Origin of the sequence: Methylotetracoccus oryzae, assembly GCF_006175985.1 — a bacterium.
Lineage (GTDB): Bacteria > Pseudomonadota > Gammaproteobacteria > Methylococcales > Methylococcaceae > Methylotetracoccus > Methylotetracoccus oryzae.
The window spans coordinates 137,369-145,000 of record NZ_SRSH01000014.1; the positions used below are offsets into that span (position 1 = coordinate 137,369).

4 protein-coding genes and 2 rRNA genes (1 of these 6 running past the window's edge) are annotated in these 7,632 nt (G+C 59.0%); 1 reads left to right on the forward strand and 5 read right to left on the reverse strand.

Going from position 1 to position 7,632, the window contains the following annotated elements:
* Positions 1-19 precede the first annotated feature (19 nt).
* The 3 genes from BWR02_RS14755 to BWR02_RS14765 form a co-directional block, all read right to left on the reverse strand.
* Positions 20-994: a sigma-70 family RNA polymerase sigma factor gene (locus tag BWR02_RS14755; protein ID WP_201276282.1), complete on the reverse strand. Its 975-nt coding sequence runs from the start codon at positions 992-994 to the stop codon at positions 20-22.
* A gap of 833 nt (positions 995-1,827) precedes the next feature.
* A complete protein-coding gene (locus BWR02_RS14760; RefSeq protein ID WP_139558696.1) occupies positions 1,828-3,015 on the reverse strand; it encodes a sensor histidine kinase in 1,188 nt (395 codons plus the stop codon).
* 35 nt (positions 3,016-3,050) lie between these two features.
* Positions 3,051-3,716 (reverse strand): response regulator transcription factor, encoded by a 666-nt coding sequence (locus BWR02_RS14765; RefSeq protein WP_162560175.1) that lies wholly within the window; start codon positions 3,714-3,716, stop codon positions 3,051-3,053.
* Between the two features lie 321 nt (positions 3,717-4,037).
* Here BWR02_RS14765 and BWR02_RS14770 point away from each other — a divergent pair, with 321 nt between their 5' ends.
* The gene (locus BWR02_RS14770) at positions 4,038-4,316 is read left to right on the forward strand and encodes a DUF2934 domain-containing protein (RefSeq protein ID WP_139558698.1); all 279 of its coding nucleotides are present in this window, start codon (positions 4,038-4,040) and stop codon (positions 4,314-4,316) included.
* A 513-nt stretch (positions 4,317-4,829) separates the two neighbouring features.
* Here BWR02_RS14770 and rrf read toward each other — a convergent pair.
* Positions 4,830-4,942: ribosomal RNA gene (rrf, locus tag BWR02_RS14775) — 5S ribosomal RNA — on the reverse strand.
* A 92-nt stretch (positions 4,943-5,034) separates the two neighbouring features.
* Positions 5,035-7,632 (reverse strand): 23S ribosomal RNA (locus BWR02_RS14780); it runs 294 nt beyond the window's last position.

A 7,632-nucleotide genomic window follows, 5' to 3' on the forward strand; every position in this document is an offset into this window, starting at 1 on the left:
TCCGATCTCACATCTCCGTTCAGTGGAACAGCAGGTCAGCGTTGTAGCCTTGTTCTTCGGCCCGTTGCTTCAACGCTTTCAGGGCGGCGTTCTGCAACTGCCGGACGCGCTCGCGTGGCAGGCCCAGCTCGGCACCTATCCGCTCCAGCGCCGCGCCGTCGCCACCGTCCAGCCCAAAGCGCCTCCGCAAAATCGCCTGCTGCACCGGCGTCAATTGCCCCAGCCAAACCGGTAGCTGGCGCGCGACCGCCGCCGCCTGCAACTGGTCGGTCACATCCACCTGCGCCTCGTCCGCCAGCGTCTCCACGAGCCGCTGCTCCGAACCCAAACTCACCGGCGTGTCCAGCGAGGCCAGCTGCTCGTTCAAATGCAGCACCTGCTCCACTACCGCCACCGGCGCCCCAACCTGCGCCGCCACATCCCGCGCCGCCGGCTCGCGCGGCAGACGCGTCGCCAACTGCCGATAGACCCGCAAATAGCTGTTCAGCTCCTTCACCACGTGAATCGGCAACCGGATCGTCCGCGACTGGTTCATGATCGCCTTCTCGATCTCCTGCCGTATCCACCACCCCGCATAGGTCGAAAAACGAAACCCCCGCTCCGGCTCGAACTTCTCCACCGCATGCATCAGCCCCAGATTGCCTTCCTCGATCAGGTCCAGCAACGGCAGACTGCGGTGGCGATAGCGCCGCGCCAACTTCACTACCAGGCGCAGATTGGACTCCACCATGACCCGGAACGCCGTGGCATCGCCCGCCCGCGCCAACGCGCCATAATGCTTCTCCTCGTCCGCGGTCAACCGCCGCGCGTGCGCCAGTTCATGGAAGTAGGTCTGCGTCAGATCCCACTCACCGCCCTCCGGGGAGAAGGCGCCGATCACCCGAGCATCCCGCTCGACCGCCAAGATTGACTCCTCGGGTTCCGCCTCCAAGCCCATCGGGTCGCCGTCGGGATCATCCGGGCCGGTTGTGCTGAAGCGAAGGTCGGCGTCCATTGAGATTTCTCCCGAGGCGGTCACAGTTTTTCGTCCGGTTCGCGCTAGGCATCGGCTCGCCCCGAGATTTCCATAGGCATGATTCTGAGAGACGCGTCACAGATTCGATCCAGAGCCAGCACACCGAACGCTACAACGAAATCATGCGCTGGATTTCGGGAAGGCCAAGGATGTCTGTCGGCGAAGGAGTGCGTGCCGAAGGGAGCGGGTGGAGAAACACCGCGGGAAGAGGAACTATCGATCCCCGTCTGTGCGGGGGATTGCGCCCTGAATCGGGCAGTTTTGGCGAGTCACTCAGCCCCGGCTGACGAGGTTGGCATATGGAACGGTCAGGCTGCAGGTCGTACCGAATCTCTCCAGCCCGCAGTAGGCCTTTTCGAGACTCAAGATTCCGCCCTGAGGGATCCCGGTCGACCCTACGCGACGCGCTTCAGTTGACTGGCGCCTGCTGGCGCAGGCTACATTCCGGCTGTACGCCAGGCCGCTGCTGCTCATTCTCCAGACGCATTCGGCGTCCTTCTCGCCAACCGGACAACCATTGCATGCGGTCGACACCCGCCGGGGGGATATCCGCCCATCCGGACACCGCAGACCTGAAGCCAAGCTGCCAATCTTGCAAACCCTGATTAGTCGTCATGTGATCGTCTGCCCTCGCCTGTCACCTCACGAATCCGGCCACCATGAATGCATTCGCGTTCGGCCGCAGTGGCAGGTTGCCAGTGGCGCCACATAGCGTCTATGGGCAGGATTACCTATATCAATCAGATGGGTGTGTATGTCCCGCCGGACTCGGAGGAACGAGCTTGGCAGCGCTCAGACTTCAAACCAGACGATCAGGACCCGTCGCCCCGAAGTGGATCTTGCGGAGCGTGCGGCGATAGCGATTTATCGGTGATCGGTAGCCGCAGCACGAACTCGGCACCGCGGCCGATGCCAGCACTGGAGGCCGTCAGGCTGCCTCTCATTTGCATGACCAGTGCTCGGGCCAGCGCCAGTCCTACGCGGTCATTGTGGCTCCGCTTCAGTTGGGAAGATGGATCTTGGCGGTCGAAGGGATCGAACACCGACTCTGACATTGCGGTTTCAAAACCGGCACCGCTATCGTGGAACCGCACCTGGATGTGGTCAGTTGCCCTCACCGCCTGGATTTCGACGCTTCCGCCGCTCGGTGTGGTCTCAATGGCACGCGTCAACAAAATCCTAAGGATCCGCTCAAGCCTGGCCTTCTCTCCCCGGACCGGGAGACCACAAGCGGGAACCTGGGCTTCGATCACCAGCCCACCCTCTTGCGCCAGAGACTGAAACTCGGCGATGACCTGTTCCAGCATGCCTGCCAAATCCAAATCGTCCGCCGCAATCACGAGCGCTCCCCGCTTGCCCCGCGCCAAGGACAGTACATCGTCAAGGCGGGTGTTCAGCTGCCGGACCTGCCGCTCAATGGCAACCGCCGCCCATTCGACGATCCCGGGCTTTTCTCCGCCACACCGACGCAGCAGCTGTGCCGCCGCCAGAATCGGGGTCAGTGGGTTCCGGAGATCATGAGCGAAGCTCTCGACGAACATACACCAGGCAGCCTCGCGGTCTGCGAGATGCGGGGTTGCTTCCCGTAATGCACCGGCCACGGGCGAAGCAACGATGGCGAACCCGATGACTTCTCCCCCCGCAGCAGTCACAATTCGCAGCTCGCCTCGACCTGCACAGTCAGGTCCCCCGTCAGGGTAATTGCCTACCGCGAAGTCCCGAGCACCACCAGACGGTCCGGTCGCCAGGAGTTCCCCTATCAGCGGTTCCAGCGAATTTGCGAGAACCGGCGCGACTTCCCGCATGGAACGCCCGAGGCAGTCCTCCGCTTCGAATCCAAGCGCGCAACCCAGTCCAGGCCCCACCCAGACAAAACGAAACTGCAGGTCGAGCAGGGCCAGACAGAAAGGCACTGTACCGAGAAAGCCTTCCAGTAGCTGACGGCTGCATGCCTGGTTGAAGGCACCCGAGCCACCTGCAGCGCCTTGAAGCGTCATCATTCCACAATGCTACTTGGCCGCGAGTGAGCCGGGGCTCACTCCAGAAACCCCTCTTCCTCGAGCAGGGGCCCGATCTCCTTCATCAGCTGTAACAGGTTTGAACAGCCCATCTTACGCATCAGGTGAGCTCGGTGCGTGTCCACGGTACGGTGGCTGAGGCCCATTTCCCGGGCCATTTCCTTGGTAGATAGGCCGTTCACGACGAATCGAAGGACTTCCCGCTCCCGCCCACTCAGATGGGCATAGCGTTGCCTCACCGATAGGGCCTGCAAACCATGAGCACTGTGCTTCGCATCCATGCTGATCGCTTCCGCCACCCGGGTCACGAGGAGATCGTGCTCGACGGGCTTCTGGAGAAAGTCGAGGGCGCCCGCGCGGAAGGCCTCGGAGGAGGTCGGGAGGGTACCGTAGCCCGTCAGAAAGACAACGGGGATTTGCACCTCATGTTGGGCAAGCGCCTTCTGTATCTCCAACCCCGTACAGTCGGGCATACACAGATCAAGCAACAGACAACCCCGCATTTCGGGGTGAGCAGACGCGAGAAAGGCCGAACCGGTTTGAAAGCAACGGGTCTTGAAGCCTTCCGCCTCCAACACGGTACTCAGCGCCTCGCAAACCCCAGCGTCATCGTCCACGATATAGACGGTTGAATCGGCGCATTGCCGCGCATGCCGCATATCATTCTCGGCTATTCCGCCCATAGCAGCCTCGGTAACAGTTGACCGCTGCCGCACTGAAAATCCACTTGCCACCCGTGCGCCGCAGGCCTGAGGTAAAGACCGCTCGAGGCAGCCAAGGACCGTTACCCTTATTGTTGGGTGCCGGTCCTTGGCATGGTAACACCGCTCTTCGCGGCGGGAGAATCCCAACCTTGGGCTTACCCAAGTAGTCATACGGATATCAGGACTCCGCCAACGTGTGCATGATAGCGAAGTTAGTGCGAGACCGATGCCCCGTGCGGAACGAGGCCGGCATGCTGCAACGACCGCATTCATTTCCCTTGCCTCACGAGGCCGCCCGCCATGACTGACGCACATACCCTGACGCACGACACCGGCGCGCTGAGTGGACTCGCAGAGCAACTCCGTGCCCGCGGCGATCCCGATGCTGAGCTCTTTCGTCTTCGCATCACCCGCCTGGCTTACTTCAAGGCCCAGTCGCGCGGCTGCGTAGCAGGTCCCGAACTGATCGACTGGCTGCAAGCGGAAGTCGAGATTGCCGAAACAGTCCGGGAAACCGCAAGCAGCAATACACCCGAGCACGACGGAGCCGCGTCAAAGCGTTCCCAGCCGCTTCCCTGACACCCGGTGCGCCTTTTCAACTTAGGCGATCGACATCGTCCAGATCCGTGTTGCCGTTAAAACTAGCGACATGTCGAACCGAAACTTCGGGAGACCCTGCTGCCCAAGCGCCTCCTGATTCTCTTCGGCCGATACGCCAGCCTGAGGAAGCAACCCCCTCCGCCCATAAAGGAGTAGCTACTAACGAGCCCCTGTACGACGAAGCCTCTCGACCGTAGCACCGACATGATCGCCACGAAAATGCTGAATCAGACACGCCGGTGACATGGTCTCCCAGACACCATAGTTCGGCGTCCTGCTCGCGCCACCGGCAAAGCCTTTGGAAGAGAGACTCGGACTTGGAGCGACGACATCGAATAGCAGCGCTGCTGCCAGAAGCGCGCTGTGCGCATGCCTGGTCCGCCGGGGTTCCCGGGCGGAGGGCGGGCGGCACATCGCCACGTTACGGCGAGGCTGTATTGAGCGCAATAAGAAGCCCCTGCCGCTATGGAGCGGGAGGGGCTTGAGGTAGGTGCCTGGCGGTGACCTACTTTCGCACAGGTAACTGCACTATCATCGGCGTGCGACGGTTTCACTTCCGAGGTCGGGATGGGATCGGGTGGTTCCCGTCGGCTGTGGCCACCAGGCAAAGCGGTTGGGGACGGTCTTGTGGCCGTCACTCCGGAGTTTGGAATCGTACACTGCGGCTGGTTCTGAGAACCAACGGTTTGGGTGTTATATGGTCAAGCCTCACGGGCAATTAGTACAGGTTAGCTTCACACATTACTGCGCTTCCACACCCTGCCTATCAACCTGGTGGTCTTCCAGGACCCTTTAGGGAGCTCGTGGCTCCAGGGAGATCTCATCTTGGGAGGGGCTTCCCGCTTAGATGCTTTCAGCGGTTATCCTGTCCGCACATAGCTACCCGGCAATGCCATTGGCATGACAACCGGAACACCAGGGGTGCGTTCACTCCGGTCCTCTCGTACTAGGAGCAACTTCCCTCAAATCTCCAACGCCCACGGCAGATAGGGACCGAACTGTCTCACGACGTTCTAAACCCAGCTCGCGTACCACTTTAAATGGCGAACAGCCATACCCTTGGGACCGGCTACAGCCCCAGGATGTGATGAGCCGACATCGAGGTGCCAAACACCGCCGTCGATATGAACTCTTGGGCGGTATCAGCCTGTTATCCCCGGAGTACCTTTTATCCGTTGAGCGATGGCCCTTCCATACAGAACCACCGGATCACTAAGACCTACTTTCGTACCTGCTCGACGTGTTTGTCTCGCAGTCAAGCGCGCTTATGCCTTTACACTCTGTGCGTGATTTCCGACCACGCTGAGCGCACCTTCGTGCTCCTCCGTTACACTTTGGGAGGAGACCGCCCCAGTCAAACTACCCACCATACACGGTCCTCGATCCGGATTACGGACCTAAGTTAGAACTCCAAATTCACCAGGGTGGTATTTCAAGGTCGACTCCACCGAGACTGGCGTCCCGGCTTCACAGCCTCCCACCTATCCTACACAAGTCAATTCAAAGTCCAGTGTAAAGCTGTAGTAAAGGTTCACGGGGTCTTTCCGTCTAGCCGCGGGTACACTGCATCTTCACAGCAAGTTCAATTTCACTGAGTCTCGGGTGGAGACAGTGTGGCCATCGTTACGCCATTCGTGCAGGTCGGAACTTACCCGACAAGGAATTTCGCTACCTTAGGACCGTTATAGTTACGGCCGCCGTTTACCGGGGCTTCGATCAAGAGCTTCGCTTGCGCTGACCCCATCAATTAACCTTCCGGCACCGGGCAGGCGTCACACCCTATACGTCCACTTTCGTGTTTGCAGAGTGCTGTGTTTTTATTAAACAGTCGCAGCCACCGTTTCACTGCAACCTCCGTCAGCTCCATCCGCAAGGGACTTCACCTACCAGAGGCATACCTTCTCCCGAAGTTACGGTATCATTTTGCCTAGTTCCTTCACCCGAGTTCTCTCAAGCGCCTGGGGATTCTCACCCTGCCCACCTGTGTCGGTTTTGGTACGGCCACTAACAACCTGAAGCTTAGAGGTTTTTCTTGGAAGCTTGGCATCAATCACTTCAGTCCTGGCGAACCAGAACTCCGTCATCACGCCTCCGCATTAGGATCCCGGATTTACCTAAGACCCCTGCCTACACGCTTAAACCGGTACTACCAATCACCGGCTGACCTAGCCTTCTCCGTCACCCCATCGCAGTTGCTACTGGTACCGGAATATTAACCGGTTTTCCATCGACTACGCCTTTCGGCCTCGCCTTAGGTGCCGACTAACCCTGCGCCGATTACCGTTGCGCAGGAAACCTTGGGCTTCCGGCGAATAGGTTTTTCACCTATTTTGTCGTTACTTATGTCAGCATTCGCACTTCCGATACCTCCAGCAGACCTCTCGATCCACCTTCACAGGCGTACGGAACGCTCCTCTACCACTTGACCGAAGTCAAGTCCGCAGCTTCGGTATATCGCTTAGCCCCGTTGAATCTTCCGCGCAGGCCGACTCGACCAGTGAGCTATTACGCTTTCTTTAAAGGATGGCTGCTTCTAAGCCAACCTCCTGGCTGTCTGTGCCTTCCCACATCGTTTCCCACTGAGCGATAATTTGGGGACCTTAGCTGGCGGTCTGGGTTGTTTCCCTCTTCACGACGAACGTTATCACCCGCCGTGTGTCTCCCGGATAGTACTTGCTGGTATTCGGAGTTTGCATCGGTTTGGTAAGTCTAGACGACCCCCTAGCCGAAACAGTGCTCTACCCCCAGCAGTATTCGTCCGAGGCACTACCTAAATAGCTTTCGAGGAGAACCAGCTATCTCCGAGCTTGTTTAGCCTTTCACTCCAATCCACAACTCATCCGAATCTTTTTCAACAGATCCCGGTTCGGGCCTCCAGTCAGTGTTACCTCACCTTCACCCTGGTCATGGATAGCTCGCTCGGTTTCGGGTCTACTCCCAGCGACTTAACGCCCTATTCAGACTCGCTTTCGCTACGCCTCCCCTAGTCGGTTAAGCTCGCCACTGAAAGTAACTCGCTGACCCATTATACAAAAGGTACGCAGTCACCCCCGAAGGGGCTCCCACTGCTTGTACGCATACGGTTTCAGGATCTATTTCACTCCCCTAACCGGGGTTCTTTTCGCCTTTCCCTCACGGTACTAGTTCACTATCGGTCGGTAAGTAGTATTTAGCCTTGGAGGATGGTCCCCCCATGTTCAGACAAGGTTTCACGTGCCTCGTCCTACTCGATTTCACTTCAGTGCGCCTTTCGTATACGGGACTATCACCCTCTATGGTGGCCCTTTCCAGAGCC

Coding starts and splice junctions, on each gene's coding strand:
- BWR02_RS14755 (WP_201276282.1), bottom strand. CDS start 994: ATGGACGCCGACCTTCGCTTCAGCACAACCGGCCCGGATGATCCCGAC.
- BWR02_RS14760 (WP_139558696.1), bottom strand. CDS start 3,015: ATGATGACGCTTCAAGGCGCTGCAGGTGGCTCGGGTGCCTTCAACCAG.
- BWR02_RS14765 (WP_162560175.1), bottom strand. CDS start 3,716: ATGGGCGGAATAGCCGAGAATGATATGCGGCATGCGCGGCAATGCGCC.
- BWR02_RS14770 (WP_139558698.1), top strand. CDS start 4,038: ATGACTGACGCACATACCCTGACGCACGACACCGGCGCGCTGAGTGGA.